This is a genomic window from Ruegeria sp. HKCCD7255, assembly GCF_013031565.1.
Lineage (GTDB): Bacteria > Pseudomonadota > Alphaproteobacteria > Rhodobacterales > Rhodobacteraceae > Ruegeria.
Genome location: NZ_WQAG01000007.1, coordinates 151,241 through 176,631, shown reverse-complemented (window position 1 = coordinate 176,631; position 25,391 = coordinate 151,241). Strand labels below are relative to the sequence as shown.

28 protein-coding genes and 1 other RNA gene are annotated in these 25,391 nt (G+C 58.1%); 18 read left to right on the top strand and 11 right to left on the bottom strand.

Annotated elements, in window-relative coordinates; all coding sequences use genetic code 11:
* Window positions 1–6: 6 nt before the first annotated feature.
* Window positions 7–888 carry a LysR family transcriptional regulator gene (locus GOX45_RS14480; protein WP_171101860.1) on the bottom strand — a complete coding sequence of 294 codons (882 nt, stop codon included), beginning with the start codon at window positions 886–888 and terminating at the stop codon, window positions 7–9.
* Between the two features lie 124 nt (window positions 889–1,012).
* Here GOX45_RS14480 and GOX45_RS14475 point away from each other — a divergent pair, with 124 nt between their 5' ends.
* From GOX45_RS14475 to GOX45_RS14465, 3 genes are all read left to right on the top strand, one after another.
* Complete coding sequence (locus GOX45_RS14475; protein ID WP_171101859.1) at window positions 1,013–1,231, top strand: DUF1127 domain-containing protein; 219 nt, start codon at window positions 1,013–1,015, stop codon at window positions 1,229–1,231.
* A 175-nt stretch (window positions 1,232–1,406) separates the two neighbouring features.
* Window positions 1,407–2,183, top strand: a complete 777-nt coding sequence (locus GOX45_RS14470; RefSeq protein WP_171101858.1) for a Bax inhibitor-1/YccA family protein — start codon at window positions 1,407–1,409, stop codon at window positions 2,181–2,183.
* Between the two features lie 68 nt (window positions 2,184–2,251).
* On the top strand, window positions 2,252–2,461 hold the full coding sequence (locus GOX45_RS14465; protein ID WP_171101857.1) for a hypothetical protein: 210 nt from the start codon (window positions 2,252–2,254) through the stop codon (window positions 2,459–2,461).
* A gap of 59 nt (window positions 2,462–2,520) precedes the next feature.
* Here the strand turns inward: GOX45_RS14465 and GOX45_RS14460 are convergent, their stop codons facing one another.
* The 8 genes from GOX45_RS14460 to gatC form a co-directional block, all read right to left on the bottom strand.
* Window positions 2,521–3,027 (bottom strand): hypothetical protein, encoded by a 507-nt coding sequence (locus GOX45_RS14460; protein ID WP_171101856.1) that lies wholly within the window; start codon window positions 3,025–3,027, stop codon window positions 2,521–2,523.
* A 206-nt stretch (window positions 3,028–3,233) separates the two neighbouring features.
* On the bottom strand, window positions 3,234–3,401 hold the full coding sequence (gene rpmG, locus GOX45_RS14455) for a 50S ribosomal protein L33 (protein WP_037309480.1): 168 nt from the start codon (window positions 3,399–3,401) through the stop codon (window positions 3,234–3,236).
* Window positions 3,402–3,527: 126 nt separating this feature from the next.
* Window positions 3,528–4,232: a DUF533 domain-containing protein gene (locus tag GOX45_RS14450; protein ID WP_171101855.1), complete on the bottom strand. Its 705-nt coding sequence runs from the start codon at window positions 4,230–4,232 to the stop codon at window positions 3,528–3,530.
* Window positions 4,233–4,451: 219 nt separating this feature from the next.
* Window positions 4,452–4,849: RNase P RNA component class A (gene rnpB / locus GOX45_RS14445), an RNA gene on the bottom strand.
* A 128-nt stretch (window positions 4,850–4,977) separates the two neighbouring features.
* On the bottom strand, window positions 4,978–5,682 hold the full coding sequence (locus GOX45_RS14440; protein WP_254446028.1) for an N-acetylmuramoyl-L-alanine amidase: 705 nt from the start codon (window positions 5,680–5,682) through the stop codon (window positions 4,978–4,980).
* Window positions 5,633–6,331, bottom strand: a complete 699-nt coding sequence (locus GOX45_RS14435) for a hypothetical protein (protein WP_171101853.1) — start codon at window positions 6,329–6,331, stop codon at window positions 5,633–5,635. Before GOX45_RS14435 ends, GOX45_RS14440 begins: the two co-directional genes overlap by 50 nt.
* Window positions 6,332–6,372: 41 nt before the next feature.
* On the bottom strand, window positions 6,373–7,860 hold the full coding sequence (gatA, locus tag GOX45_RS14430; RefSeq protein WP_171101852.1) for an Asp-tRNA(Asn)/Glu-tRNA(Gln) amidotransferase subunit GatA: 1,488 nt from the start codon (window positions 7,858–7,860) through the stop codon (window positions 6,373–6,375).
* Window positions 7,861–7,863: 3 nt separating this feature from the next.
* Entirely contained in the window at window positions 7,864–8,151 is a 288-nt protein-coding gene (gatC, locus tag GOX45_RS14425; protein ID WP_171101851.1) for an Asp-tRNA(Asn)/Glu-tRNA(Gln) amidotransferase subunit GatC, read from the bottom strand.
* 228 nt (window positions 8,152–8,379) lie between these two features.
* Between gatC and GOX45_RS14420 the strand changes: the two genes are divergently transcribed.
* On the top strand, window positions 8,380–8,538 hold the full coding sequence (locus GOX45_RS14420; protein WP_171101850.1) for a hypothetical protein: 159 nt from the start codon (window positions 8,380–8,382) through the stop codon (window positions 8,536–8,538).
* A 132-nt stretch (window positions 8,539–8,670) separates the two neighbouring features.
* A complete protein-coding gene (locus tag GOX45_RS14415) occupies window positions 8,671–9,234 on the top strand; it encodes a DUF4202 domain-containing protein (RefSeq protein ID WP_171101849.1) in 564 nt (187 codons plus the stop codon).
* Here GOX45_RS14415 and GOX45_RS14410 read toward each other — a convergent pair.
* Complete coding sequence (locus tag GOX45_RS14410) at window positions 9,231–9,887, bottom strand: ceramidase domain-containing protein (RefSeq protein WP_171101848.1); 657 nt, start codon at window positions 9,885–9,887, stop codon at window positions 9,231–9,233. The genes GOX45_RS14415 and GOX45_RS14410 overlap by 4 nt on opposite strands.
* 57 nt (window positions 9,888–9,944) lie before the next feature.
* Between GOX45_RS14410 and GOX45_RS14405 the strand changes: the two genes are divergently transcribed.
* Window positions 9,945–10,637 carry a metal-dependent hydrolase gene (locus tag GOX45_RS14405; RefSeq protein ID WP_171101847.1) on the top strand — a complete coding sequence of 231 codons (693 nt, stop codon included), beginning with the start codon at window positions 9,945–9,947 and terminating at the stop codon, window positions 10,635–10,637.
* 10 nt (window positions 10,638–10,647) lie between these two features.
* Here GOX45_RS14405 and GOX45_RS14400 read toward each other — a convergent pair whose 3' ends face one another.
* Window positions 10,648–11,109, bottom strand: a complete 462-nt coding sequence (locus GOX45_RS14400) for a nucleoside deaminase (RefSeq protein WP_171101846.1) — start codon at window positions 11,107–11,109, stop codon at window positions 10,648–10,650.
* On the opposite strand from GOX45_RS14400, the gene GOX45_RS14395 reads away from it, so the two are divergent.
* The 12 genes from GOX45_RS14395 (at window position 11,108) to GOX45_RS14340 (ending at window position 25,295) form a co-directional block, all read left to right on the top strand.
* Entirely contained in the window at window positions 11,108–11,986 is an 879-nt protein-coding gene (locus GOX45_RS14395; RefSeq protein WP_171101845.1) for a pseudouridine synthase, read from the top strand. The two genes, GOX45_RS14400 and GOX45_RS14395, sit on opposite strands and share 2 nt — an antisense overlap.
* A gap of 174 nt (window positions 11,987–12,160) precedes the next feature.
* Window positions 12,161–13,063: a 5-bromo-4-chloroindolyl phosphate hydrolysis family protein gene (locus GOX45_RS14390; protein ID WP_171101844.1), complete on the top strand. Its 903-nt coding sequence runs from the start codon at window positions 12,161–12,163 to the stop codon at window positions 13,061–13,063.
* Between the two features lie 31 nt (window positions 13,064–13,094).
* Window positions 13,095–14,285: a toxic anion resistance protein gene (locus tag GOX45_RS14385; protein ID WP_171101843.1), complete on the top strand. Its 1,191-nt coding sequence runs from the start codon at window positions 13,095–13,097 to the stop codon at window positions 14,283–14,285.
* A gap of 23 nt (window positions 14,286–14,308) precedes the next feature.
* Entirely contained in the window at window positions 14,309–15,259 is a 951-nt protein-coding gene (locus GOX45_RS14380) for a DUF2927 domain-containing protein (protein WP_171101926.1), read from the top strand.
* A 22-nt stretch (window positions 15,260–15,281) separates the two neighbouring features.
* The gene (locus GOX45_RS14375; RefSeq protein WP_171101842.1) at window positions 15,282–16,430 is read left to right on the top strand and encodes an SPFH domain-containing protein; all 1,149 of its coding nucleotides are present in this window, start codon (window positions 15,282–15,284) and stop codon (window positions 16,428–16,430) included.
* Between the two features lie 30 nt (window positions 16,431–16,460).
* Window positions 16,461–17,552: a TFIIB-type zinc finger domain-containing protein gene (locus tag GOX45_RS14370; RefSeq protein ID WP_171101841.1), complete on the top strand. Its 1,092-nt coding sequence runs from the start codon at window positions 16,461–16,463 to the stop codon at window positions 17,550–17,552.
* 62 nt (window positions 17,553–17,614) lie between these two features.
* The gene (gene dtd / locus GOX45_RS14365) at window positions 17,615–18,055 is read left to right on the top strand and encodes a D-aminoacyl-tRNA deacylase (protein WP_171101840.1); all 441 of its coding nucleotides are present in this window, start codon (window positions 17,615–17,617) and stop codon (window positions 18,053–18,055) included.
* Between the two features lie 116 nt (window positions 18,056–18,171).
* A complete protein-coding gene (locus GOX45_RS14360) occupies window positions 18,172–20,166 on the top strand; it encodes a CocE/NonD family hydrolase (protein WP_171101839.1) in 1,995 nt (664 codons plus the stop codon).
* 124 nt (window positions 20,167–20,290) lie between these two features.
* On the top strand, window positions 20,291–21,877 hold the full coding sequence (locus tag GOX45_RS14355) for an ABC transporter substrate-binding protein (protein ID WP_171101838.1): 1,587 nt from the start codon (window positions 20,291–20,293) through the stop codon (window positions 21,875–21,877).
* 15 nt (window positions 21,878–21,892) lie between these two features.
* Complete coding sequence (locus tag GOX45_RS14350) at window positions 21,893–22,849, top strand: ABC transporter permease (protein ID WP_171101837.1); 957 nt, start codon at window positions 21,893–21,895, stop codon at window positions 22,847–22,849.
* On the top strand, window positions 22,846–23,661 hold the full coding sequence (locus GOX45_RS14345) for an ABC transporter permease (protein ID WP_171101836.1): 816 nt from the start codon (window positions 22,846–22,848) through the stop codon (window positions 23,659–23,661). Before GOX45_RS14350 ends, GOX45_RS14345 begins: the two co-directional genes overlap by 4 nt.
* A complete protein-coding gene (locus tag GOX45_RS14340) occupies window positions 23,658–25,295 on the top strand; it encodes an ABC transporter ATP-binding protein (RefSeq protein ID WP_171101835.1) in 1,638 nt (545 codons plus the stop codon). The genes GOX45_RS14345 and GOX45_RS14340 overlap by 4 nt, the downstream gene beginning before the upstream one ends.
* Window positions 25,296–25,391: the final 96 nt, after the last annotated feature.

Here is a 25,391-nt window from a genome sequence, read left to right as displayed (position 1 = left end):
CCAGCATCACCCAACGACGGCGCGCAACGGAGTCCCTCCCAGCATCCGAAAGTTCTGACGCACCAGAGCGGCCAAAGCATCGACAACCGCGCCACGCTTGTTCCCACCACCATAGAGGTTGATCTTGTGGGCGGGCAGATCGGGCAGGATCCCACCCGAGTCGATCTGCTCCAAATGGGCGGCCTCGGTCCCGTCAAGCATCGCATGGACCGCAAGATCGGCTGCAACGGTCGCTTCAATAGTGCGGTCGTTTTCGGTTTCGACTGACAGTTCCCACGATATGCCTGCCTCATCCAAGGCAGCGATAACCTGTGGCCGGAACAAACAGCGGCGCCCCAGAGCCAGCGGGATCGGGCGCTTGCGCCACGCAGTTCCGCCCGGAGCACCAATCCATCGCAACGGCAGTTCGGCAACGGTTTCCGCACCATCTGCTGACGATGGTTCGGTGGTCAGGATCAGATCACATTCACCGCGATTGAACATGTCTTTCAGTTGTAATGAGTAAGACGAGACCAGTTGCACACGAACCCGCGGAAAGTCTGCGTTGAAACGTTGAAGCACGCGGGGGATTGCTGGGTAAACAATATCATGCGGCACCCCCAGCACCACCTCACCTTCAAAGGCCTGGTCTGTCAGCTTTGAGATGACCTCATCGTTCAAGGCGACCATACGGCGCGCATAAGCCAGCAGTTGGTCGCCTGATGCGGTCAGAGCAATTGTACGTCCACTGCGGTCCAAAAGCTCAAGCCCCAACAGTTCTTCCAGACGTTTCAACTGCATCGAAACTGCCGATTGTGTGAGGTGCAGAAACCCGGCGGCGCGCGTCACACCGCCATGATCGGCCACGGCAACGAATGAGCGCAAGGTGGTGATATCCAGATTTCTCATTTCACAATCCTTTATGGTTCACATCAAAAACATTCGTTTTCAATATATCACAGATCACCGCATATACATCAATAGGTTTGATTTAAATCGGTGAAAATATCACAAGGACGAAAGGAAGCAGACCATGACACAACTTACGCTTTCAAAAGCCGTTCGCGCGCGCCGTGTATGGACGTTGCGGAGCCTCTGGAGCCTGCTGAGCCTTGCCCGGCAACGACGCGCCCTTGCTCATTTGGATGAACACGCGCTTGAAGATATTGGCGTGACGCGCGATGAAGCCTGCAAAGAGGCGAAACGTCCCATCTGGGATGTGCCGGATAACTGGCTCAAAGAGCTGTATTAATCAGCGTATCGAAACAGTCTTGTGGCAGCCGGAACGCTGCCACCGGATTTCTCCACCATTTCAGTAAGAATTAAACCTAAAACCCTTGAAACATGTATCCGACTCTCCGATATTTATCGAGAAACCTGGTCGCACAAGCGGGCGGGGCTGGAACAATTTGAAGGGAGACCCTTTTATGGCACAATTCGACACGATCCGGACGGCGGCCGGCGCGCGCGCTGCCGAGATTGATGAGGGCCTGCGCGCCCATATGAACAAGGTCTACGGCACGATGTCCGTGGGCATGCTGATCACATTTGCAGCGGCCTGGGCTATTGCCGGATTGTCGACAACGACTGACCCGTCGGCGGCGGCTGCTCAGTTGAACGCAAATACCTATCTTACATCGTTTGGATACAGCCTGTTCGCGTCGCCCCTGAAGTGGGTCATCATGTTTGCCCCGCTGCTGTTTGTCTTTGGCTTTAGCGCCAGCATCAACCGCCTGTCGGCTGCCGCCGCACAGCTGGTGTTCTACGTGTTCGCTGCCGTTATGGGTGTGTCGATCAGCTGGATCTTCCTCGTCTTTACAGGTCAGTCGATCATTCAGGTCTTCCTGATCACTTCGATCGCTTTTGCCGGCCTTTCGCTTTACGGCTACACGACCAAGAAAGACCTGTCGGCGATGGGAACTTTCCTGATCATGGGTGTGATCGGCCTGCTTGTCGCCATGGTGGTCAACATCTTCCTGGCGTCGTCGGCTCTGGCCTTCGCGATCTCGGTGATCGGTGTTCTGATCTTTGCGGGCCTCACAGCCTATGACACCCAGAACATCAAGACCACATACCTGCAAATGGCCCATTCGGGCGATCAGGAATGGCTGGGCAAAGCCGCCATCATGGGCGCGCTGAGCTTGTATCTGGACTTCATCAACATGTTCATGTTCCTGCTGCAGCTCTTCGGCAACCGCGAATAACGCGGCTTACTTTCCAAGACAAAGGGCGGGTCCGAATAGGCCCGCCCTTTTTGTTTGCGAGTCGCTATATGCCCGTCCGACAGTTACTCCCCGCCCAAGCCCATCGCTTGCTGCCTTTGTTGCATCAGGTTTATGATCTGCATCTGGCACATCAGCCTGCGCGCTATGCCACACTGCCCGATGATCGGCAGATGGCGGCCCATATGCAAACTGGGCTGTCGATGCCCGATGTGTACGCTTTGGGTTATTTGCAGAGTGGCGCGCAGACGACTACCTGAAATGACAAAGGCCCGCGATATCGCGCGGGCCTGTGATTAAAATCTCGGGTGCAGCCTTATCAGCTGCAGTTCAGCGGCACAGCAAAGCCCGAGCTGCGCGAAGATGATCCTTTGCGGAACACGTCACCTGCGGGCAGACAACCGGTGAATTGCTCGGTCAAATTGCCAAAGTTCGAACCGACTGTGTTGTCAACTTTGACGCTGTTGTTGCTGGTCCTGACCACACCAAACAACGTCCCGTTCACACTTACCGTGCTCAGGAAAAGCGGTGTGCTGCTGCCAACCAGCTCGACCGCATCACCCGGGGTACGACCACCATTGTCGATCGCAACGCCAGCGACCTTGACCATTTCGGTCTGGTCAGAGCTTACCGCGACGGTCGGCAATTCTGCCAATTCGGCGGGAACGTTGGTTGCGGGTGGCACAAAGGCTGCGGCGCCTTCGACATCCGAGATTGTGCGCGGCTCACCATCAATGCCGGTAAAACCAACACCTTCACGATTAAAGGGGTCTTCGCAGGCTGCGAGGGTCGCAACGGCGAGTACGGGGATCAAGAGTTTTTTCATGACGCTCAACATTTTGGAACGATTGGGCCGACCGTAAGGTCACGATGCGTCAAAAAGCAAGCCACTGCGCAAAAGAATGATTCCACCCCTGATGCGCCTCTGCAACGGCCCCAGTTCAGCAGGACCGGTCAAAAGGTGGACCTGATGCAACAAAAAACCCGGCTTTTCAGCCGGGCTTTGTACATTCGTCCAAGCGGACAGGCAGATTACTTGATCTTGCCTTCCTTGTACTCGACATGTTTCCGAACAACCGGATCGTATTTACGAATGGTCATTTTCTCGGTCATGGTGCGCGCGTTTTTCTTGGTCACGTAGAAGTGGCCCGTGCCCGCGGTCGAGTTCAGACGGATCTTGATGGTCGTCGGCTTCGCCATGATTATCTCCTGCGTCCGAAAAGGCAGGGGCCTTTCGGTTGAATTCCTATGAGCGTGCGCTTTTACGCCCTGCGCCAGCCATGTCAAGGACATTCGCGCCTGTCAGACGTACAATGGCGTGCCAGGCTAATCCTTGAGGTTTGGCACCCCCATATAGGTGTGAATCTGGTCTCGGTCGATCTTGGATAATCCCAACGCGGTGGCAAGCTGCCGCAGATAAGCTGCCTCTTGTGCGTTATCCAGACGAATCGCTGCCAGCGAAGTCGCATAGATCTGGGTCCGCATCGGAGCTGCGGTATCTGCCGCCAGCCCCATCACATCAATCGGGCCGTTCAATTGCTCTTGTACAAAAGCGCGCTCTTCTGCGCTGATGTCATCGCCGAGCTCTCCGAGGATGGTTTCCTTTTCCTGCGTGTCCAGCTCACCGTCTGATTTGGCCGCCTGAATCATCGCCCTGAGCATCAGTTTGGCTTGCTCCTCCATCGCGGCGCCAGCAGGGGTGCCACGCATAACCGTGTCCATCATCTCGGCGCTATGCTGCCCGCCAGTACGCGCTGCACCCTGGATCGCGTTCATCAGACCGCCCAAGCCAGCTGCGCCTGCGGCATTGGTCATGCCCATGTTGCTAAGCATGTCCTGCAGGCCCGAGGCCCCGCCGGGCATGCCAAACTGTTCGGCCATCTTACCGAGTTGTTCGATGCCGAAACCACCACCGGCGCCCTGCATCATGTCCTGCAGACCGGCCATTCCGCCCATTTGCTTGTATTTCTCCAAACCCTTGGCAGCCGCAAATCCGACTGCGACCGAGGCCAGTGCTTTCATAAAGCTCATTGTGTTCCTCCCTCTTTTGTCTGCATCCGCTTGGTCACGCCAATCGTGCGTCCCCAGTATGCAGCGAATAAAACGGGTGTCAGCGCCCTGCACCTTGTCTGTGCCAAGATGTATACCAGTTTCCCGCATTTTTCGAACAGTCCACAGAAGGCAGAGCAAGATTCAAGATCTGATCAATCAGCGACCGGGCGTCGCCTGTGTGGAAGCCATCGGGACATGACGCGCGGAGAGCCTGTAAGCCGGATCCTGTTCAGGGGTTGCCCCCTTTGATGACCATTCCTCTAGGCCGCACATCGCTGCGCGGCTCAAGCTGCCAACCCGGTCCCTCTCGGCCAAGGCGTGCCTAGCGGCGGTATCGGCAGGCGCCGACCGGCCCGCGCGGGGACCCTATTCGGCATTGCTCCTGGTGGGGCTTGCCGTGCCACCCCTGTTGCCAGGGGCGCGGTGGGCTCTTACCCCACCGTTTCACCCTTACCCATGGCCAAGGCCAAAGGCGGTTTGATTTCTGTGGCGCTTTCCGTCGGGTTTCCCCGCCCGGGCGTTACCCGGCACCATTGCCTTGTGGAGTCCGGACTTTCCTCTCGGGCGGATGCCCCAGCGGCCATCCGGCCCTCCGCGCAGAGGCGGGGTATGCGCTACGCCCAGCGACGTCAAGAGCGGCTGGGGTGCGAAGGGGCCAGCCCCTTCTTGGCCTGCGGCCAATTCAACCCCGAGGTATTTCTAAACAGAAGAAGAGGGATCAGGCTTAAGATCTCAGTACCGAGAAGTCTTTGGCGCAGAGCGGGCCCTTGGCCCAGGGTCGGTATCGCAGGCGCACGGCGTCGAGCAGAGTCTGGTCGTCTGTGGGCGCGGAAAAACCCGCGGCTTTGGCGCACCGACGAAACTCTTCCTGCGTAAAGGGTTCGAGCGGGGCATTTGTCGCGCGCGGTTCGGCCAGGTGTTGGCGTTCCAGCCGCAGCCAGTCGAATTTTGGGCCCGGGTCGGTCTTGCGACCGGGGGCCATGTCCGAGTGACCTATGACGCCTGAGGATGGGATGGACCAGCGAGTCATGATCTGGCGCAGAAGGTCTTCTAGCTTACTCATCTGGGGCTCAGAAAAGGGCTGCGCGCCGCTATTGTCCAACTCGATCCCGACGGAGCGGGAATTGATGTCGCTTTGACCCTGCCATTCCCCTGCCCCGGCATGCCAGGCGCGGTCCTTTTCTTCGACCATCTGCCACAAAGCACCATCTGCTCCGATCAGATAATGCGCCGAGACTTCGTGCTCTGGGTCGCAAAGCCGATCCAGCGCGGCATTGGCGCTGTCCATCGCGGTATAGTGCAGAACAATCAAAGTGGGCGTCAGCCCATCCCGGCGCGGGCCGAAATTTGGAGACGGGTGCCAGATAGGCGTCAGGGGATCAGTTGTTGACGGCACTGCGGAACGGTGTCGGGTCCCAACCGCAGGCATAGCCGTCACCATCGGGATCAAGCCCCTTGCGGTCTCGCTGTGGGCCTCCGCTGGACAGAAACTCGATCTGCGCCTGATCGGCGGATGGGAAACGCGCGCAGTTTCGTTGGGCCTTGGCCTGCAGGTTAAAGCCCGCGCGACTGTAGAGCTGTGTACCCACCGGGTTCGAAGTGCTGAGCGCGTATTTTACGATATTGGGCTGCCCGTCGGATCCGCGCTCTGGCACCGCCGTGGGAGCGACGACCTCGTAGGTTTGGCGGTTCTGTTCGATACGGGCGGCGTCAGTTTCGATGCTGCGGCGGTTGGACACGGCCTCGAAATCCTGCTCATCCGAAATACCGGGATTGCTTACCGGAGCCGCAGGAACAGGTTGCCCCGAGGTATTGGCCAGGGCCAAAGCCGTCTGGTTGGCAATATCTTCAGCACTTGAGCCACCCTGCAGTGGTGTGACGGTGCCCTGCGCTGAGAGAGGCTGTTGCGAAACCGGCACCGGAGGGTCCAGCGGGTTGCCCGCAAGCCCTTGGCCCGACAGTTGCGCCTCGCGCTGAGCTTGATACTCTGGGGTATTGAATCCGGTGCTGGCCACCGGGGCCACTGTGTTACATGCCGCGACCGCTCCAAAAGCGGGGATCAAGATCCATCTGCGCATATGGCTGCTCCGACTTGTAATAGTTTGCCTGTGTGACAGGCTTACCACCATTTCCCGGGCTTGGCCACAAAACCGGCTGCGTCTTCCAGCGCATAAGCGGTGTTGAGCAGATCGCCCTCTTCCCACGGGCGGCCGATCAGTTGCAGCCCCAGGGGCAGCCCTTGTCCGTCAAGCCCGGCAGGCACGGATATGCCGGGCAGACCGGCCAGGTTCACTGTGACGGTGAAGACGTCGTTCAAATACATTTGAACGGGGTCGGCATCGGTCATTTCACCCAGACCAAAGGACGCCGAGGGCGTGGCGGGGGTCAGGATTGCATCGACGCCGGCGGCGAAGACATCTTCGAAGTCTTTCTTGATCAGCGTCCGCACCCGACGTGCACGGTTGTAATAGGCGTCGTAGAAGCCCGCCGACAGCACGTAGGTGCCGATCATTACGCGGCGCTGGACTTCGGGGCCAAAGCCTTCGGCACGGGTCTTCTCGTACATCTCGGTGATGCCGTCGCCCTGCGCCAACTGCGCGCGGCGGCCATAGCGGACGCCGTCGTAGCGAGCCAGATTCGAAGATGCCTCGGCAGGCGCGATCACATAGTACGCAGGCAACGCGTATTTAGTGTGCGGCAGCGAGATATCGACAATTCCGGCACCAGCAGCTTTCAGCATCTCGGCGCCATCAGCCCAGAGCTTTTCGATCTCGGCGGGCATACCGTCCATGCGGTATTCTTTCGGGATACCGATCTTTTTGCCTTTGATATCGCCGGTCAGCATCGCCTCGAAATCCGGAACAGCGAGTTCGGCACTTGTCGAGTCTTTAGGATCGTGACCGCACATCGTTTCCAGCATGATCGCGGCATCGCGGACGTTTTTGGTCATCGGACCGGCCTGATCCAGCGAGGACGCAAAGGCCACAATGCCCCAGCGCGAGCAACGGCCATAGGTCGGTTTGATACCCGTGATGCCTACAAAAGCTGCAGGCTGACGGATCGAGCCCCCGGTGTCTGTACCCGTCGCTGCCAGGCACAAATCGGCGGCCACTGCCGAAGCCGACCCACCCGACGAACCACCCGGTGTAAGCTGAGCATCGTCATTGCCACGCCGCCAGGGGCTGACAGCGTTGCCGTAAACAGAGGTCTCATTGGACGAGCCCATTGCGAATTCGTCCATGTTCAGTTTGCCCAGCATTACGGCACCGGCATCGGCCAATTGCTGCGAGACTGTGGATTCGTATTCAGGCTTGAATCCGTCCAGAATTTTTGACGCCGCCTGCGAAGGCACGCCTTTGGTGCAGAACAGATCTTTGATGCCGATGGGCAATCCGCACATGGATGGCGCATCGCCTGTCTTGATGCGATCGTCTGCCGCCTTGGCGCGCTCCAGCGCAATCTCAGGGGTTTTGTGGACAAACGCATTCAGCGCGTCCGCGTCATCAATGGCCTTCAGGCACGCTTCGGTCAGTTCGACCGAGGTCACATCACCGGCGCGCAATGCGTCACGGGCTTCGGCCAGGCCCAGTTTGTTCAACTCGCTCATGACTTACTCCACCACTTTGGGGACAGCGAAAAACCCTTCGCGGGCATCTGGCGCATTTGATAGGATCTTGTCCTGTTGGTTGCCGTCGGTCACCTCGTCCTGACGACGTTTCAGCCGCATCGGCGTCACCGAAACCATCGGTTCGACGCCGTCGACATCCACCTCATTCAGTTGCTCGATGAATCCAAGGATCGTATTGAATTCTGATGCCAGCGCAGGCAGCGCGTCATCTTCAACCTTGATGCGGGCCAGTTTGGCCACTTTGGCGGCAGTACTTTGGTCAATCGACATCGGTTTCCCTCATAAGCGTTAGGGGGCGTTTACCCGTCTGCCGCAACAGCCGCAAGACTGCTGAGCAACGCACTTGATTTGAGGCACTAGTCAAGGTCTCGGCCTTGCACAACTTGCTGCCAAATATGAATTTGAAAATAAACCGATTAGTTCACTTTTGCTCTTGAAAAAGTGAACTGTACTGTTCATTTCATTTTCACAGAGACCCTATCAGTCATGGAGACAAACATGAAACCGCTTGTGATCGCACTTGTCCTGTCCACTGCCGCCTTTTCCTTCCCAGCCGTAGCGCAGAACATTGACGCCTCGAACGTGACCCGCAGCCTGTCCTTCCCCGACCCCGCTCCAAAACCGGAGCCAGAGGACAAATCGCAGATCAAAAAATGAGCGCGTCCGATTGCCGGGCATTCCCCCTCTGCCCGGCAATCGTTTTTCGGGGCTGCACCCGCCGCCACTTGCCGCTAGCATGACAGAGAAGTCCCCCGTGTATCGTTTGCGGGAGCGGCAACGGAGCGAAACATGAGCACACCCAAACAGGCGGTTCTTGACGCCATTGACGCAGCCAACTCTCAAGACCCAAACCAAGAAGACGGCCAACCTGTCGAACTGTTATATGGGCAGCGCATGAGCGCAGAACTGGATCGATTGTTTCCGCAAGCTTCTGATGCTTTGCAGATCGCGGCGCGCGGACAACATGTTGAACGCTGGAAACTCAAACGCTCAGAATACCCCGAGGGCCGCGCTGGTTATCTGGCCTGGCGCAAGGCGCAGGGGGTTCATCACGCCGATGTTGTCATGGGGTTCATGTCGCAAGCGGGATTTGACAGCGCTGAGGTTGGAGCCGTTGGCAGCATGTTGCGGAAAGAGGGCATCAAGCGAAACGCAGACGTGCAGGCGCTGGAAGATGTGATCTGTTTCGTTTTCCTGAAATGGTATTTCGAACCCTTCGCCGCCAAGCATTCTGACGAGAAAGTTCGAAGCATCGTGGAAAAGACCGCCCGCAAGATGTCCGCCGAAGGGCGCGCGCGGGTCTTGCAAGAGTTCTCGCTGCCAGAACCGCTGGCCGCTGCGTTCGACAGCTAGGGTTCTGCGCGCGCAGAACGCCCGCGCAAATACACTTCGATCATCCAGCCCAGCATGATGGCATTCAGAATGTGCCACATGAAATGCGTGCCCAGAGGGAACTGGTTGCAAACGTGTAGATCAAGCGCGCGGAAGGTGATCGAGGCGATCAGGATACAGGCGCCGATGGTCAATCCTTGCGCCAGGCGTGGCGTCCGGTGGCGCAGAAGGACGGCATAGATCAAGATCAGCAGCGGCACCGGCGCATAGCCAGCCGAGCTGCCCAGACCCGGAATGAACTGGAACAAAGGGACTGTGGCTGCAGCATAGGGGATGAACAGTGCCGTCAGACCCAAAGCGGGCCAAACCCCCATTCCCCAAATGTCGCGATTGATGGCGTAGATATAGACCAGAATAAACATCAGGATTGGTGTGGTATCCGCGATGGCCGCCCAAACCTGCGCATGGGTGTGGAACAGATAGCTGCCGATCCCAATGGCCGCCAATATCGCAACAAGCCCCATCGCCAGCGGAGCATCCTTGCCGCGCGCACGGCCAAACATGATCAGCGCCGCCACCAGAAACGCAGCATTTGTCACTGCATTCACCGGCTCGGACCAGTAATCGGGAGACAGCCTCTCGCAATACCCGTCGATATGTCGTGCCCATTCCATAGATTTTTACATAGCGGATGCTAGGCTGGGTCCAAGTGATTTGTTGGAGGTGGAACTATGAATATCATTTGGCTGGGACACGGGAGTTTTCGCATTGAAACAGAAGGGCAAATCCTGCTGATCGATCCATGGCTGACGGGCAATCCTGTTCTACCGGAAACCAGCCATGACACGGCGGTTGAAGGGGCGACGCATATCCTGCTGACCCACACGCATTTCGACCATGTGGTCGATGTGTTGCCTCTGGCCAAACATCTGAAGGTCCCCGTTGTCGGGCAATATGATCTGATGGGCTATTGGGCCGAGGCCGAAGGGATCGAGACCATCGGCTTCAACAAGGGCGGAACGGTCAACCTTAACGGGGTGATGGTCAGCATGGTCCCGGCCTCGCACAGCTCGACATTTTCAACGCCCGACGGGCTGCGCACGGGGGGGACCGAAGTAGGTTTCATGATCCGCGCCGAGGGGCACACAGTCTATGTTTCGGGCGACACTGACATCATGGCGGATATGGACTGGATGGGAGACTATTACAAACCCGATATCGGCATCCTGTCAGCGGGTGGTCACTTTACTATGGACATGAAAGGCGCGGCATATGCGGCCAAGCGGTATTTCAACTTCAAAACGGTGATCCCCTGTCACTACAAAACCTTCCCGATCCTCGAACAATCCGCGCAAGAGCTGACAGATGCCTTGCCGGGGGTCGATGTCATTGAGCCTGAGGTGATGCAGACAATCACGCTGTGACCGATAGCTTTCAGTCAGCGGCAGGCCTGCGCGCGGCAAAGAAGTCGCGCAACAGTTCTGCCGACTCATCGCCCGCAATCCCGTCATAAATTTCCGGGACATGATGCGCCTGGGGATGAGAAAACACCCGCGCGCCATGTGCCACACCACCGGATTTCGGATCAGACGCCCCGTAGTAAATCCGCCGGATCCGTGTGGCGGCCAGGGCGGCTGCGCACATCGCGCAAGGTTCAAGCGTGACATAGAGGTCGTGATCTACCAAACGCTCGGACCCGGCCGCCGCACAGGCCGCGCGCAAGGCCAAGATCTCGGCATGGGCCGTTGGGTCCGACAACTCGCGCGTGCGGTTGCCCGCTGCGGCCACCACCTGCCCGTCCGGTGCGACGATGACCGCGCCCACCGGAACCTCGCCGCGCGCACCAGCGGCGCGGGCCTCGGCCAGGGCCACATGCATATGCGATTTGAAACTCATGCCTTTGACTGCATCAGAAACCTGTCTTTCGCAAGCCGTGCGGATGCGCTATGGCCACGGGATGAGCAATACCCCTCCTCCCGGCGACCGGATCGCCAAAGTGCTGGCGCGCGCCGGTGTCGCCTCGCGTCGCGAAGCCGAACGCATGATCGAAGCTGGTCGTGTGACGGTGAATGGCAAGGCCATCAGCAGCCCCGCACTGAATGTCACCGCCAAAGACAAGATCACCGTCGACGGCAAACCGGTGTCCGAGCCTGAACCCTCGCGGCTGTGGCTTTATCACAAACCCACGGGTCTTGTGACAACCGCGCGTGATGAAAAAGGGCGCGAGACGATTTTTGACAAGCTGCCCGAGGACATGCCCCGTGTCATGAGCGTTGGGCGGCTGGACCTGAACTCGGAAGGCCTGTTGCTGCTGACCAATGATGGCGGCATCAAACGCAAGCTGGAATTGCCCGCCACGGGCTGGCTGCGCAAATACCGGGTGCGGGTGAACGGACGCCCCAAGGATGAAGATTTCGAGCCCCTGCGCAAAGGTCTTGTGATCGAGGGCGAGCGGTTTCAACCCATGACCGTCACGCTGGACCGCCAGCAAGGTGCAAACGCATGGCTGACCATCGGCCTGCGCGAAGGCAAAAACCGCGAGATCCGGCGCGCGGTTGAAGATATCGGCTTTGTGGTCAACAGGCTGCTGCGTGTGTCCTATGGCCCGTTCCAGCTGGGCAACCTGAAACCTGGTGAAGTTGAAGAAATCCGGCGCAAGGTTTTGCGCGACCAGCTTGGCCTGGATCGCAATACCGATCCCCAAAACAAACCCAAGCGCCCCGCCCGATCGCAACGCAAACGGACGCAAATCGGCAAGAAACCTCGCAGTTGAGGTCAGTTTTCGAACCTTCCCCCTAGCGCCAAGCCTCCGATTCACCTAAATTTTCTGTGAGGCGCACAGCTGGGGGGTGCCATGTCCGGAAGCGGAGTTCAGAAACTGACCTATGTGGTGCTGCTTGCGCTGATGTTCGGTGTATGCACCGGCCTTCTGGGAGGGTTGTGAGCCATGGCCAAGCGCTTTGGCGGCAAATACAGCCCCGACGGTCCGTCCTCATCCGATCCGCAAACTCAACGCGGACAATTCCAGGGCGCCCGCGTCGAACCGGCAGGCGCACGCGCGAACCTGTTGTTTTTGCCTGCAATACCATTGATTTTTCTGTCTCTGAACGACGGTGCGATTGGCATGACCATCGGGTTGATCGCCGCTGGCGTCCTAACTTCTGCAGCATTTCTGTTGCGCGAGGGCCTGCGCGCCGAGGCCGCGTATAATGCGCGGCGCACGGCCCGCCGACCGTCTTTTCCACGCAAGATTTTCGCCAGTCTTTTGACCGGCCTGGGCATTGCCTTGGCGGCCTACCGCACCGAGTTCCTTGATGGACAAGCAGGTCTAGTAGCTCCGATCCTGTTTGGGATTGCCGCTGGTGTTCTGCATTCCGTGTCGTTCGGGATGGACCCGATGAAAGACAAGGGCATGGAGGGGATCGACACGTTCCAGCAAGACCGGGTGGCTCGCGTCGTGGAAGATGCCGAAGCGCATTTGACGGCAATGACAGATGCCATAAAACGCGCGGGCGATCGGCAGATCGAGTCGCGCCTGGAACGGTTTCAGGAGACCGCCCGCGATCTGTTCCGGACAGTCGAGGAAGACCCCCGCGATTTGGCTGGGGCGCGGAAGTATTTGACGGTTTATCTTCAGGGGGCCCGCGACGCGACCATCAAGTTTTCAGACGTGTACGCTCGCACCCGCGACCCTCAGGCTTTGGCAGATTACGCTGCTTTGTTGGACGACCTGGAACAGAATTTTGCGGCCCGCACGCGTAAGATGCTGCTGGACGACCGCAGCGATATGACAGTTGAAATTGATGTGCTGCGCGAAAGGCTGCAGCGTGAAGGCGTCCGGTTGGACTGACCGGCCATTTTTTTGAGCGAGGATCATCCCCATGTCCGATACAGTTAAGAACAAGGCGGTCGAAGCCGAAACACTGGTGCAGGAAGTCACAGCAGTCGCATTGCCTGAACCGAAGACGGACATCGTGCCGCTGGAAGAGGCCGACGAGCCTGTCGGCGCCGAGATCCGCAAGCGCATGGCCGAGATTGATATGGAAAACACCAATTCGATCATCGCCTTTGGCTCGGGCGCGCAAACCGAATTGCAGGAAATCAGCCAGGCGATGTTGGCAGATGTACGCAACAAGGATGTAGGCCCCGCGGGGGACAGCCTGCGCAACATCGTAACCACGATCCGCGGCTTTTCGGTCAGCGAGCTGGATGTACGCCGCGAACGCAGCTGGTGGGAAAAACTGCTAGGCAAGGCCGCGCCCTTTGCCAAGTTCACCGCAAAGTATGAAGAGGTACAAGGCCAGATCGATCGGATCACGGACGATCTTCTGGGCCACGAACATACGCTGCTGAAAGACATCAAGTCCTTGGATCTTCTGTATGAAAAGACGCTGGGTTTCTATGACGAACTGGCGCTCTATATCGCGGCGGGTGAGGAAAAGCTGACCGAGCTGGACAGCCATGACATCCCCGAGAAAGAAGCCGAGGTGCAGGCTTCGCCTGAAGATCAGCAAGTGATGAAAGCGCAAGAACTGCGCGATCTGCGTGCCGCCCGCGACGATCTGGAACGTCGGGTTCACGACCTGAAACTGACGCGCCAAGTGACGATGCAATCGCTTCCGTCAATCCGTCTGGTGCAGGAAAACGACAAGTCGCTGGTGACCAAGATCAACTCGACGCTCGTCAACACGGTGCCCTTGTGGGAAACGCAACTGGCGCAGGCCGTCACTATTCAGCGCAGCGCCGAGGCCGCGGCTGCGGTCCGCGATGCCAATGATCTGACCAATGAACTGCTGACCTCGAACGCGGCCAATCTGCGAGACTCCAACAAGATGATCCGCGAGGAAATGGAACGCGGCGTGTTTGACATCGAAGCAGTCAAACAGGCCAATGCCGATCTGATCGGAACAATCAACGAAAGCCTGGCGATCGCAGATGAAGGCAAGGCTAAACGCGCAGCCGCCGAAGAGGATCTGAAAAAGATGGAAGCCGAACTGCGCGACACACTGGCCTCAGCCAAGGCACGCCAGGATGGCACCGGCGACACAGCCGGAACAGCCGTACCAGGCTAACAGGCGGTCGGAACGTGGCGCTGATGAAATACCGAAATTTCGCCTTTGGGCTGGCCGCTTGTCTGGGGCTGGCCAATTGTGATGAGGCTTTGACCACATCCTTTGAACCGGAATCAAAGCCAGTTTCACCTGCGGAAGTGCCCGCAAACGCCTATGTTCCACCCTCTGCCGCCAGCCAGGATCTGGCACGGTTCTATGCACGTGTCGAACGGGATCTGTTAACACGGGGTTTGCTGCGCACCGATGGTGGCGGACCCGACACGCCCTATGACGCCAGCGATCTTGAGCGGAATTTCGAAGCGATTGCGTTTTACAGCGAATACCCGGATCATTCGATCTCTATTGGTACAATTCAGACAAATGGGCAGCTTAGCCGCTGGTCTGGGCCTGTGCGACTTCAGACCGAATTTGGTCCCACTGTCTCACCAGAGGTGCGTGATCAGGATCAGGCCCGGGTCGAAGCCTATGCCCAGCGCTTATCCAAACTGACATCCCACCCGATCTCGACCGTCAACCGGCGGGGCAATTTTCTGGTGTTCATTGCTGGCAAGGATGACAGCGCCTATGTGGTCAGTCGGTTGAAAAGCTTGATCCCCGGCATCAGCCAATCAGCGCTGGAACTGATGGCTAACCCAAGACCCAATTTCGATTGTTTTGTCTTCGCCTCTGCTACCAGTCAGAACCCGTTCAACTACGTTCGTGCCGTCACATTGATCCGGGCGGAATTGCCGGATCTGGTGCGGCTCAGCTGTATCCACGAAGAGATCGCGCAAGGACTGGGCTTGTCAAATGACAGCCCCGCCGCAAGACCGTCGATCTTCAATGACGATGATGAGTTTGCGCTTTTGACAAGCCATGATGAGAAATTGCTGACGATGCTTTACGATCCTCGCCTCAAATCTGGTGTGGCCATAGAAGACGCGCGCCCCGTGATGCGGATCATTGCACGTGAATTGACAGGGCAATCGCTCTGACCCCAAGGACAGGAGACCCCAAATGGGCATTTTCGATTTTCTGACCGGAGAATTTATTGACGTCATCCATTGGGTTGATGACACCCGAGACACGATGGTCTGGCGGTTCGAGCGCGAGGGCCACGAGATCAAGTACGGGGCAAAGCTGACCGTGCGTGAAGGGCAATCGGCGGTTTTTGTCCATGAAGGACAGTTGGCGGATGTGTTTACGCCCGGGCTTTATATGCTTGAAACCAACAACATGCCGATCCTGACGACGTTGCAACATTGGGATCACGGGTTTCAGTCACCGTTCAAGTCCGAGATCTATTTCGTCAACACCACCCGGTTCAATGATCTGAAATGGGGCACGAAGAACCCGATCATGCTGCGCGACCCCGAATTTGGGCCGACGCGCATCCGGGCCTTTGGCACCTATACGGTACGCGTGAAAGACCCGGCCAAGTTTCTGGTCGAAATCGTGGGCACAGATGGCGAGTTCACGATGGACGAGATCAGCTTTCAGATCCGCAACATCATCGTCCAAGAGTTCAGCCGCGTGATTGCAGGCTCGGGCATCCCGGTATTGGATATGGCCGCCAATACGGCAGATCTGGGCAAACTGATTGCCGCCGAAGTCTCGCCGGTTCTGGAGGGCTATGGGCTGGAGATGCCCGAGTTTTATATCGAGAATATCTCGTTGCCACCCGCGGTTGAGGCTGCGCTGGACAAGCGCACCTCGATGGGACTTGCCGGAGATTTGGGCAAGTTCACGCAGTATTCGGCCGCTGAGGCGATGACAGCGGCGGCCAATAATCCCGGCCAGGGTGGCGGCATGGGCGCCGGTCTTGGCATGGGTATGGGAATGGCCATGGCCAACCAGATGGCGAACATGGCAGCGGGTCAACCGAGCGGCCCGTGGGGCAGTTCCGCCCCCGCTGCCCCACAGCCCTCAGGGCAGGCGGCACCGCCGCCCCCACCTCCCGTCGAGCATGTATGGCATATCGCCGTGGACGGTCAGACAAGCGGGCCGTTTTCCAAGGCCAAGATGGGGCGCATGGCCGCGGAAGGAGAGCTGACGCGTGACACCCACGTCTGGACCGCTGGCCAGGATGGATGGAAAAAGGCCGGCGATGTGCAGGAGCTTGCGCAATTGTTCACGATCCTGCCGCCTCCTCCACCGGGGGCGTAACTGCGTTAGATCGCTCCGGAGACAGACGACATGGCCAAGGATGAACATCGTTTTCCCTGCGACCAATGTGGCGCGGATTATCGGTTCGATCCCGACAACGGCACACTGACCTGCGATCATTGCGGGCATTCGAAACCTGTGGGTTCTGGCCCCTGGGGAGCGGCCACTCTGCGCGAGTTGAACTTTGATGCAGCGATCGCCGACCGGCTTCCAGACAGTGAGATCGAAGAAACCCGTGTTCTGAGCTGCCCGAACTGCGCGGCTCAGGTCGAGTTCGATCCAAACACGCATGCCGCGGAATGTCCGTTTTGCGCCACGCCGGTGGTTACCGATACCGGCACAAACCGTCATATCAAACCCAAAGGCGTTCTGCCTTTTGCCCTGGACGAACGTGCCGCACACAAGGCCATGAGCAATTGGCTCGGTCGGCTTTGGTTCGCGCCAAATGGGTTGAAAGTCTATGCGCGGAAGGGTCGGAAAATGCAGGGGATTTATGTGCCCTATTGGACCTTCGACGCAGATACCAAGACGCAATATCGGGGCGAACGTGGCGTCGTCTATTATGAAACGCACACTGTCATGCGCGATGGCAAACGGGTTCAGCAACAGGTGGCCAAGGTGCGATGGTCGCCGAAATCGGGCAGGGTTGCGCGGTTTTTCGATGATGTGCTGGTGCTGGCCTCTACCTCGCTGCCAAAGTCCTATACTGATGCGCTGGAACCCTGGGATTTGCCCGCACTCGAGCCCTACCAACCGGAATATCTGGCCGGATTCCGGGCAGAGGCCTACACCGTGCCACTGCGGGACGGCTATCAGCAGGCGCGCGGGCATATGGCGCGGGTGATCGAAAGGGATGTGCGGTTCGACATTGGCGGGGATCGTCAGCGCATACATGCCGTCGATACCGAGGTGCGCGACGTGACGTTCAAACACATCCTGCTGCCAGTCTGGTTGGCCGCCTACAAGTACCGTGGGCAAACCTATCGTTTTGTCGTGAACGGGCGCACAGGACGCGTTCAGGGCGAGCGCCCATGGTCGGCCCTCAAGATCACAATTGCGGTCGTGCTGGGCTTACTGGTTGCCGCCGGTATCGGCTACATGATGGCCACCGGGCAACAATAGTTGACGCCCGCAAGCTGCGAACTGGGCCTAAGGCACTGATCTCAATAAAAAGGAACACCAGAATGCGCGCGCTGCTTCAACGCATCTCTCACGCGAAGGTTTCAGTTGATAACCGCGTCGTGGGTCAATCAGGCCCCGGGCTATTGATCCTTGTTTGCGCGATGCAAGGGGATGGGACGGATCAGGCACGGCACCTGGCCACCAAAATCTCAAAGCTGCGGATCTTTCAGGATGATGCGGGCAAGATGAACCGGTCGCTGCTGGACACCGGGGGTTCGGCCCTTGTGGTCAGTCAGTTCACTCTGGCTGCCGATACCTCTCGAGGGAACAGGCCGGGATATTCCAACGCAGCGGCCCCAGAGCTGGGCGCGCAGCTTGTCGAAAGTTTTGTGAAAGACCTAACCGCGCTTGGTATTTCTGTTGAAACCGGTGTTTTCGGAGCGGATATGGCAGTTGAACTGGTCAATGACGGGCCGGTCACCATCTGGATGGATACGGACTGAACCTGCGCTTTTGCCCGGTTCAACCTGCCTACAACTGCTCAAGAAATGTCGCGAATCTTGCGCCTTTTGACGCGAATCGCCTTTTCAATCCCCAACCTGCCCCGCAGACTGACTGCATGTCATCCAGCCAGACTTCTCTGCAAGAGATCGAGGACATCCCGGATCTGGGGATCATGATGCCGGATGGGCATCGGCTGTCGGCGCGCGTTTGGCGCCCGGTCGACGCCAGCGACAATCCTGTACCTGCCATTCTGGAATACCTGCCCTATCGCAAACGCGACGGCACCTCTGTGCGGGATGCACTGACCCATCCGTGGCTTGCCAAACGCGGCTATGCCTGCATCCGCGTTGACATGCGCGGCAATGGTGACAGCGAAGGGCTGATGGTAGACGAGTACACCCAGCAAGAGCTGGACGACGCCTTGAGCGTCATCGATTGGCTGGCCGAACAGTCTTGGTGCAATGGCGCTGTTGGGATGATGGGGATCAGTTGGGGGGGCTTCAATGCGTTGCAAGTGGCGGCGATGCAGCCCGAACCCTTGAAAGCGATTATTACCCTATGTTCGACCGCAGATCGCTATGCCGATGACATTCACTTTAAGGGGGGATGCCTGCTGAATGAGAATTTGGGCTGGGGCGCGACCATGTGGTCCTATTCCTCTCGCCCGCCGGATCCTGACCTGCGCGAGACATGGCGGACCTTATGGCTGGACCGGCTGGAAAACCAACCTTTCCTGCCATCAACCTGGCTGAGACATCAGACACGGGATGAATATTGGCAGCACGGTTCGGTTTGCGAAGATTTCAGCGCTATAAAAGCCGCCACGCTTGCCGTCGGCGGATGGGGCGATGCCTATAAGAACACGGTGCCCTGGCTGGTGGAACAGTTGCATGCCCCGGTCAAAGGCATCGTAGGTCCATGGGTTCACAAATACCCGCATTTCGCTGTGCCCGAGCCGCGCATCGGGTTTCTTCAGGAAGCGCTGCGCTGGTGGGATCATTGGCTGAAGGGAGAAGACAACCACGTTGAAGAGGACCCGGATTATCGTGCTTACCTGATGGACGGGGTGCGCCCGGCCCGGTGGTATTCCGAGCGCCCCGGGCGTTGGATCTGCGAAACAGATGGGGCCACCTCACATCTGCCGGTCACCCGGCTTGCATTGACCGACGCGGGCCTGGGGCATGGTGCCGGATTGGATTGCCGGGTGCGCTCACCGCAAACCTGCGGCATCGAGGGTGGCGAATACTGCGCCATCTGGCTGGGCCCCGACATGCCCGGGGACCAACGCGCCGATGATGCCCTGTCTGCGTGTTTCGATAGCGTACCACTCGCAGATCATATGGATATTGTGGGCGCCCCGAAAATCCGTCTGAGCCTCAGCGCCGACAAACCACAAGCGCAGTTGGCTGTCAGGCTGAACCATGTGCACCCTGATGGAGCCTCGACACGGATCACATATGGCGTGCTGAACCTCTGTCATCGCGACAGCCACGCCGAGCCATCGGCACTGACACCTGGCGGAACATTCGACGTGGAACTGGCCCTTGATCACATCGCCTATCGTGTTCCCAAGGGGCACCGGTTGCGGGTTGCGATTTCGACAGCATATTGGCCTCTCATCTGGCCCGCGCCCGAGGCTGCCACGTTGCAATTGACCGGTGGTGACATCGCCATTCCGACCCGTCCCTCCGGGCAAGATGACGAATGGAGCTTTGAACCACCCGAAACGGAAGACCCTAAGCCACAGACGGTTTTGCGCAAATCGCAGAACAGCCGGCAGGCGGTTACGGACATGAATACGGGTGAGATCCATTTGGTCATAGAAGACGACTTCGGCAAGACCCGCGATGACCTGCATGGTCTGATCACTGGCAGCACAGCCTATGAAAAGTGGTCAATCCACCCGGACGATCCGCTTTCGGCGCGCGGCGAATGCCGTTGGACACAAGAGCTTCGGCGCGGCGAAATCGACCTGCGGACCGAAGCAAGTTGCGCAATGTGGTCGGATGCCACCCATTTCCATCTGACGGCAACGCTCAACGCTTTCGAGAATGCTGAGATGGTCTTTTCAGAGACGATCGAAGACAAAGTTCCGCGCAATCATATGTAGGTGACTGGCCCATGTGTCGAAAGATAATAACTTGCCCACCTATCCGAATTGCGCCTAAGTTGACTCATGCGTCAACAAAAAGCCCGAACACGGGATCACATCCAATCAACTGGGAGATAGATGGATGAACGAACAGCTCAATTACATGACAAGCCAGGTGACGGCAGGCAAACTGACCCGGCGCGAGTTCATGGGAAAAGCCGCCGCCCTTGGTGTGTCGGCTGCCATGGCCAGCACGATGTTCGCAGATGCAGCCCGTGCTGCTGGTCCGAAAAAAGGCGGTGATCTGAAGTTTGGTCTGCAAGGCGGCGAATCCACCAACTCGCTGGATCCTGCGACCTATGCAAGCTCGGTGCCATTCCAGAACGGCAAACAGTGGGGCGATCAGCTTGTCGAGGTTGCACCCGACGGCACCATCGAACCGCGCCTGGCAGAAAGCGTCGAAGGCAGCGCCGATGCAAAGGTCTGGACATTCAAACTGCGTCAGGGCGTGGAATTCCACAACGGCAAAACCATGACCAGCGAAGACGTGCTGAAGACGATGGAGCGCCACTCGAACGAAGATTCCAAGTCAGGTGCGTTGGGCATCATGAAGGGTATCGAGTCTATGAAGGCCGACGGCGACAATTTCCAGGTCACACTGACCGAAGCCAACGCCGACCTGCCCTATCTGATGGCCGACTATCACCTGATCATTCAGCCCGATGGCGGTATGGATAACCCGGGCGCGGGTATCGGCACTGGCCCCTACAAGGTTGAGGTTGATGAACCTGGTGTGCGCCACCTGTTCACCAAAAACGAAAACCACTGGAACAGCGATTTTGGCAACTTCGACAGTGTCGAAGTGATCGTTATCAACGACGCAACAGCGCGAACAGCAGCGCTTCAGTCGGGTCAGGTCCATGCGATCAATCGGGTCGAACCGAAGGTGGCCGACCTGTTGGGACGTGCGCCCAATCTGACTGTGCATTCGACCGCCGGGCGTGGCCATTATGTCTTCATCATGCATGTCGATACCGCGCCGTTTGACAGCAACGAGCTGCGCACAGCGCTGAAATACGCCATCAACCGCGAAGAACTGGTTGAAAAAGTTCTGCGTGGCTATGGCTCGATCGGCAACGACATGCCCATCAACGCGGCCTATCCGCTTTTCGATGAAACCATTCCGCAGCGCGAGTTCAGCATCGAAAAAGCGGCCGAACACTATAAGAAGTCTGGCCATGATGGCTCGCCGATCATCCTGCGCGTTGCTGATGGTGCCTTCCCAGGCGCCGTGGATGCGGCGGCGTTGTTCCAGCAATCGGCTGCTCAGGCCGGAATTCCGCTGGAAATCAAGCGCGAACCGAATGATGGCTACTGGTCCGAAGTGTGGAACGTTCAGCCGTTCTGCGCCTCTTACTGGGGTGGGCGTCCGGTGCAGGATCAGATGTACGCAACCGCGTATCTGTCCTCTGCCGACTGGAACGATACCCGGTTCAAGGTTCAGGCCTTCGACGATCTGCTCTTTGCCGCACGCGCAGAGCTGGACCCGGCAAAACGCAAGGACATCTACAGCCAAATGGGCCGCATGGTGCGCGACGAAGGTGGCCTGATCTGCCCGATGTTCAACGACTTTGTCGAAGGGATCAGCAACCAGCTGGACGGTTGGGAAACCGACCCGACACAAGAGCTGATGAACGGCAACATGTCTCGCAAGATGTGGTTCGTGTAGTACGGGCCACGGATAATGCATCCCATCATCAAAATGGTGTTCCAGCGCTTGGCGCTGGGACTCCTGCTTCTCTTCGGTGCATCGGCTCTGATTTTCGGCCTCACCGAAGCCCTCCCCGGAGACGCAGCGCAAGCCGTACTGGGCCAATCCGCAACCCCCGAAGCCCTTGCGAACCTGCGTGAGGAAATGGGCCTGAACCGCCCTGCCCTGACCCGTTATTTCGAATGGCTGGGCGGCATCGTACAGGGCGATCTAGGACAATCCCTGACCAACAAGCTGGACATTGCCGAATCCGTCGGCAGCCGTCTCAGCAACACTCTGTTTCTGGCGTTTTGGGCCGCAATCGTGTCGGTTCCTCTGGCCATTTTCCTGGGCCTGCTGGCCGTGCGCTATCGCAACCGCTGGCCCGACAAGCTGATCTCAGCGGTCACGCTTACAACTATTTCGATCCCCGAGTTTCTGATCGGCTATGTTCTGGTCTATTTCGTTGCCGTGAAACTTGGCATGTTCTCGCCTCTTGCGATGATCAACGACTCGATGTCACTGGGTCAAAAACTGAACTCAATCGCGCTGCCGGTTATCGTTCTGACCATGGTGGTTCTGGCCCACATGATGCGCATGACACGGGCCGCGATCCTGAACGTTATGCAATCGGCCTATGTTGAAACAGCCGAGCTGAAAGGTCTGAGCAATTTTCAGGTCATCTACCGCCATGCTTTGCCCAACGCTGTCGCCCCTATCGTCAATGTGGTGATGCTGAACCTGGCCTATCTGGTCGTTGGCGTCGTTGTCGTTGAAGTGGTGTTTGTCTACCCGGGCATGGGGCAATACCTGGTCGATCACGTGACCAAGCGCGATGTTCCGGTTGTGCTGGCCTGCGGCGTCATCTTTGCCGCGATCTATATCGGGCTGAATATGATTGCAGATATCGTTGCCATTCTGGCCAACCCAAGGCTGAGGCATCCGAAATGAAGAATATCCCTATCTCTGCACTGATCGGACTAGGCTTTACAGCCTTGTATTTCTTCATCGCCATCTTCGCTCCGCTATTGGCACCATACGGCATGGCCGAAGTTGTGGGTGACGTGTGGGAGCCGTCGAGTTCGCAATTCTGGCTGGGCACCGACAATATCGGTCGCGACCTTCTCAGCCGCATGATCTATGGCGGGCGCACAACGATCTTTATCGCCACGGCAGCCACGATCCTCAGCTTTGTCACCGGTTCGATCCTCGGGTTTCTGGCCGCTGTGCTGGGGGGCTGGGCGGATCAGGTTATGTCGCGGACGGTTGACCTGATCATGTCGATCCCCTCGCTGATCACCGCCCTTGTGGTTCTGGCCATGGTGCCAGTGACCATTCCGGTGCTGATCGTCGTCATGGGCCTGCTGGACGCAACCCGCGTTTACCGCCTGGCCCGCGCCGTCGCGGTGGATATCGCCGTGATGGACTATGTCGAAGCGGCACGTCTGCGCGGTGAAGGCCAGACCTGGGTCATCTTCCGGGAGATCCTGCCCAACGCCTTGTCACCACTGGTGGCCGAACTTGGCCTGCGGTTCATCTTCATGGTCCTGTTTGTCTCGACCCTGTCTTTCCTGGGCCTTGGCGTGCAACCGCCGCTGGCGGACTGGGGCGGCATCGTGAAAGAGAACAAGGACGGCATCGTCTATGGCATCGGGGCCGCGCTTTATCCGGCGGTGGCCATCGCAACCCTCGCCATATCGGTCAACCTTGTGGCTGATTGGATCCTGAACCGCACCACTTCGCTGAAAGGAGGCCGGGGATGAGTGAACCGCTTCTCAAGGTCCGCGACCTCAAGATCGGCGCGACCGTCTATCCGCCGGGCGAGAAACCTCATGATATCGAGATCGTGCACGGGGTCAGCTTTGACCTGGCGCCCGGCAAGGTGCTGGGTCTGATCGGCGAATCCGGGGCGGGCAAGTCCACCATAGGTCTGGCCTCGATGGCTTATGGCCGAGGTGGCGTGAAGATCACCGGTGGCGAGGTTTGGGTTAACGGGCGTGATATCCTGAAGACCTCTCATAGCGATATCCGCAAACTGCGGGGCGGTGAGGTCACATATGTGTCTCAATCTGCTGCGGCGTCGTTCAACCCAGCCAAAAAGATCATGGATCAGGTGGTCGAGGCCGCCGTTGAACAGAAAAAGTTCGGCCGGAAAGAGGCCGAAGCTCGTGCGCGCGAGCTGTTTGCCAAATTGGGTCTCCCAGACCCGGACAATATCGGCAACCGCTATCCGCACCAGGTGTCGGGCGGTCAGCTGCAACGCTGCATGACCGCGCTTGCCTTGTGTCCCGAGCCTGATCTGGTCGTGTTCGACGAACCCACGACGGCTTTGGATGTGACCACTCAGATTGATGTTCTGATGGCCATCAAAGAGGCCATCGCGGATACCGGCGTTGCCGCGCTCTATATCACCCATGACCTCGCGGTCGTGGCACAGGTGAGCGACGACATCATGGTCCTGCGGATGGGCAATACGGTCGAATACGGCAATACCGATCAGATCATCAACAACCCGCAAGAGGACTATACCCAGGCGCTTGTCTCGGTCCGGTCCATCGAACACGAGGAAAAGCAGCCAACGCCCGAGCCGGTGTTGTCTGTCAAAGGCATTACCGCGCGCTACAAGGGCGTTAATTTCGACGTGCTGCACAACGTCAATGTGGATCTTCATCCGGGGCAAACCCTGGCGGTTGTGGGCGAATCCGGCTCTGGCAAGTCGACACTGGCACGGGTGATCACGGGCCTATTGCCTCCCCGCGATGGTGAAATCACCTTTGCCGGGCGTAAGCTTTCTGCCGACCTCAAAGGGCGCACCCGCGAGGACCTGCGTGAGTTACAGATGATCTACCAGATGGCGGATGTTGCGATGAACCCGCGTCAGACCGTTGGTACTATCATCGGGCGCCCGTTGGAGTTCTACTTCAACATGCGTGGGGCCGAAAAGCGCAAGCGGATCATTGAACTACTGGATGAGATCGAACTGGGCGAAAAGTTCATCGATCGCTATCCGGCAGAGCTGTCTGGCGGGCAGAAACAAAGGGTCTGTATCGCGCGGTCACTCGCCGCCAAGCCAAAGATGATCATCTGCGATGAGGTCACCTCGGCCTTGGATCCACTTGTGGCCGACGGCATCCTGAAACTGCTGCTTGATCTGCAAAAGATCGAGGATGTGGCCTACCTGTTCATCACCCACGATTTGGCGACGGTACGCGCCATCAGCGACAGCATCGCGGTGATGTATCAGGGCCGCGTCGTCCGCTATGGTCCGAAATCTCAGGTGCTGAGCCCACCCTTCGACGACTATACCGATCTACTCCTCAGCTCGGTCCCGGAAATGCATCTGGGCTGGCTGGAAGAGGTCGTCGCCCACCGCAAAATGGAAAGCGCCGGGAACTGATCACAACAGACGGGGCGGGCTATTGGCCCGTCTTTTTTGTACAAAGCTGCGACTGATTGGTTGAACTTTAGACAGTAGCTTTGCGGGACAAATCGG

Excerpts from the sequence above, each read along its gene's own strand:
- GOX45_RS14480 (WP_171101860.1), bottom strand. The coding sequence starts at position 888 with ATGAGAAATCTGGATATCACCACCTTGCGCTCATTCGTTGCCGTGGCC.
- GOX45_RS14475 (WP_171101859.1), top strand. The coding sequence starts at position 1,013 with ATGACACAACTTACGCTTTCAAAAGCCGTTCGCGCGCGCCGTGTATGG.
- GOX45_RS14470 (WP_171101858.1), top strand. The coding sequence starts at position 1,407 with ATGGCACAATTCGACACGATCCGGACGGCGGCCGGCGCGCGCGCTGCC.
- GOX45_RS14465 (WP_171101857.1), top strand. The coding sequence starts at position 2,252 with ATGCCCGTCCGACAGTTACTCCCCGCCCAAGCCCATCGCTTGCTGCCT.
- GOX45_RS14460 (WP_171101856.1), bottom strand. The coding sequence starts at position 3,027 with ATGAAAAAACTCTTGATCCCCGTACTCGCCGTTGCGACCCTCGCAGCC.
- rpmG (WP_037309480.1), bottom strand. The coding sequence starts at position 3,401 with ATGGCGAAGCCGACGACCATCAAGATCCGTCTGAACTCGACCGCGGGC.
- GOX45_RS14450 (WP_171101855.1), bottom strand. The coding sequence starts at position 4,232 with ATGAGCTTTATGAAAGCACTGGCCTCGGTCGCAGTCGGATTTGCGGCT.
- GOX45_RS14440 (WP_254446028.1), bottom strand. The coding sequence starts at position 5,682 with ATGCCTGCGGTTGGGACCCGACACCGTTCCGCAGTGCCGTCAACAACT.
- GOX45_RS14435 (WP_171101853.1), bottom strand. The coding sequence starts at position 6,331 with ATGCGCAGATGGATCTTGATCCCCGCTTTTGGAGCGGTCGCGGCATGT.
- gatA (WP_171101852.1), bottom strand. The coding sequence starts at position 7,860 with ATGAGCGAGTTGAACAAACTGGGCCTGGCCGAAGCCCGTGACGCATTG.
- gatC (WP_171101851.1), bottom strand. The coding sequence starts at position 8,151 with ATGTCGATTGACCAAAGTACTGCCGCCAAAGTGGCCAAACTGGCCCGC.
- GOX45_RS14420 (WP_171101850.1), top strand. The coding sequence starts at position 8,380 with ATGAAACCGCTTGTGATCGCACTTGTCCTGTCCACTGCCGCCTTTTCC.
- GOX45_RS14415 (WP_171101849.1), top strand. The coding sequence starts at position 8,671 with ATGAGCACACCCAAACAGGCGGTTCTTGACGCCATTGACGCAGCCAAC.
- GOX45_RS14410 (WP_171101848.1), bottom strand. The coding sequence starts at position 9,887 with ATGGAATGGGCACGACATATCGACGGGTATTGCGAGAGGCTGTCTCCC.
- GOX45_RS14405 (WP_171101847.1), top strand. The coding sequence starts at position 9,945 with ATGAATATCATTTGGCTGGGACACGGGAGTTTTCGCATTGAAACAGAA.
- GOX45_RS14395 (WP_171101845.1), top strand. The coding sequence starts at position 11,108 with ATGCCTTTGACTGCATCAGAAACCTGTCTTTCGCAAGCCGTGCGGATG.
- GOX45_RS14400 (WP_171101846.1), bottom strand. The coding sequence starts at position 11,109 with ATGAGTTTCAAATCGCATATGCATGTGGCCCTGGCCGAGGCCCGCGCC.
- GOX45_RS14390 (WP_171101844.1), top strand. The coding sequence starts at position 12,161 with ATGGCCAAGCGCTTTGGCGGCAAATACAGCCCCGACGGTCCGTCCTCA.
- GOX45_RS14385 (WP_171101843.1), top strand. The coding sequence starts at position 13,095 with ATGTCCGATACAGTTAAGAACAAGGCGGTCGAAGCCGAAACACTGGTG.
- GOX45_RS14380 (WP_171101926.1), top strand. The coding sequence starts at position 14,309 with ATGAAATACCGAAATTTCGCCTTTGGGCTGGCCGCTTGTCTGGGGCTG.
- GOX45_RS14375 (WP_171101842.1), top strand. The coding sequence starts at position 15,282 with ATGGGCATTTTCGATTTTCTGACCGGAGAATTTATTGACGTCATCCAT.
- GOX45_RS14370 (WP_171101841.1), top strand. The coding sequence starts at position 16,461 with ATGGCCAAGGATGAACATCGTTTTCCCTGCGACCAATGTGGCGCGGAT.
- dtd (WP_171101840.1), top strand. The coding sequence starts at position 17,615 with ATGCGCGCGCTGCTTCAACGCATCTCTCACGCGAAGGTTTCAGTTGAT.
- GOX45_RS14360 (WP_171101839.1), top strand. The coding sequence starts at position 18,172 with ATGTCATCCAGCCAGACTTCTCTGCAAGAGATCGAGGACATCCCGGAT.
- GOX45_RS14355 (WP_171101838.1), top strand. The coding sequence starts at position 20,291 with ATGAACGAACAGCTCAATTACATGACAAGCCAGGTGACGGCAGGCAAA.
- GOX45_RS14350 (WP_171101837.1), top strand. The coding sequence starts at position 21,893 with ATGCATCCCATCATCAAAATGGTGTTCCAGCGCTTGGCGCTGGGACTC.
- GOX45_RS14345 (WP_171101836.1), top strand. The coding sequence starts at position 22,846 with ATGAAGAATATCCCTATCTCTGCACTGATCGGACTAGGCTTTACAGCC.
- GOX45_RS14340 (WP_171101835.1), top strand. The coding sequence starts at position 23,658 with ATGAGTGAACCGCTTCTCAAGGTCCGCGACCTCAAGATCGGCGCGACC.